Source organism: Psychrobacter sp. (assembly GCF_036731945.1).
Lineage (GTDB): Bacteria > Pseudomonadota > Gammaproteobacteria > Pseudomonadales > Moraxellaceae > Psychrobacter.
This window is the reverse complement of record NZ_DAINDI010000015.1, coordinates 1-1544: the sequence shown is the minus strand read 5'-3', so window position 1 is coordinate 1544 and position 1544 is coordinate 1. Positions and strand designations below refer to the sequence as shown.

The window sequence follows — 1544 nt, the reverse complement described above, 5'->3', positions numbered from 1 at the left end:
GTGACTTGGGTGTGATTTGCTCATTTGGGGCGGGTTACTCGATTGGTTCGGTATTGGTTCGTAAGGTTTAATTTAATAGTTCATCAAAGCTCTGTTTTAACCATAAAAATAGCTAAGAGAATTCTTAGCTATTTTTTTTATGCTCGCCGTTTGTTTTTTTGTTTCGTGATGCCTTTTTATAGCTATAGCAAGCAGAATTGAAGGTTGGTATATGGGCGTAATCACGTATAAATTGAGCAGTTTGCGAATATAATGGCAAGATTGCTGAGAGGTTTTAAATTAATCGCAAAAATTTGCTATAATCACTCTCTTATTTTACTCATTTTAAAAAAGTCCTTTTATGAAAGCATCCTTACGCCTGCGTTTAGACCAGATGGTAGACCGTTATGAAGAGGTCACCGCCTTATTATCCGACCCAAGTGTCATCAGCGATAATAATAAATTCCGTGAATTGTCCGTTGAGCATAGTGACTTGATGGAGATCACGACGTTATGGCAAAACTATGTGCGGGCAGAGACGGATCAAGCGGATGCAGAGGCGATGCTAGCGGAATCATCAGACCCTGAAATGAAAGAGATGATGCAGGATGAGATTGACAGTGCGAGTAAGACCATTGCTGAGATGGAAGAAGCGCTTAACGTCATGATGTTGCCAAAAGACCCCAATGATAAAGTACCAGCGTTTTTGGAAATTCGAGCGGGGACAGGCGGTGATGAAGCAGCGATTTTCTCGGGTGATTTGTTCCGTATGTATCAAAAATACGCGCAGAACCAAGGCTGGACGGTAGAGATTTTATCAGCCAATGAGGGCGAGCATGGCGGTTATAAAGAAATCATTACTCGTGTGTCGGGCAATAGCGTTTATGGTCGTTTAAAGTTTGAGTCGGGCGCGCACCGCGTCCAGCGTGTACCTGAAACCGAGAGCCAAGGTCGTGTCCATACTTCAGCGTGTACGGTTGCCGTTATGCCAGAGGTTGAGATTGATGATAGCGTCGATATCAATCCTGCTGATATTAAAATGGATACCTTTCGCTCAAGCGGCGCCGGTGGTCAGCATGTTAACACCACCGACTCTGCGGTACGTTTGACCCACATTCCAACGGGTACCGTGGTAGAGTGTCAACAAGAACGCAGTCAGCATAAAAACCGTGCTCATGCGATGAAAATGCTGGTGTCCAAAATTCAGCAAGCAAAAGTACAAGCACAGGTTGATGTGGCGGACTCAATACGTCGGGATTTGGTCGGTAGTGGCGATCGCTCAGAGCGTATTCGTACCTATAATTTCCCACAAGGTCGTATGACCGACCATCGAATCAATTTGACGTTATACAAACTTGATTCGATTATGGAAGGCGACTTAGATGAAATCCTTGATGCGCTGCTGCGTGAGCACCAAGCAGACTTGATGGCAAGTATTGGCGGCGGTGATTAAAAGCACAAACTGTCTAAGTTCGCTAGGGCGTGTCCTCAATTCAAGCGCTTGTATCTAAATGGGCTAAAAGTGGCTAAATTTTGTCAAACATCGTCAAATAGCTGATTAATAT

The 1544-nt window shown here is 44.2% G+C and carries 2 protein-coding genes; both read left to right on the top strand.

What is annotated here, in order from left to right; all coding sequences use genetic code 11:
* Nucleotides 1–71 (top strand): hypothetical protein (locus V7D75_RS04580; protein ID WP_333613631.1); only part of this gene is annotated, 71 nt, incomplete at its 5' end.
* Nucleotides 72–340: 269 nt separating this feature from the next.
* Nucleotides 341–1432: a peptide chain release factor 1 gene (gene prfA / locus V7D75_RS04575; RefSeq protein ID WP_333613598.1), complete on the top strand. Its 1092-nt coding sequence runs from the start codon at nucleotides 341–343 to the stop codon at nucleotides 1430–1432.
* Nucleotides 1433–1544 lie beyond the last annotated feature (112 nt).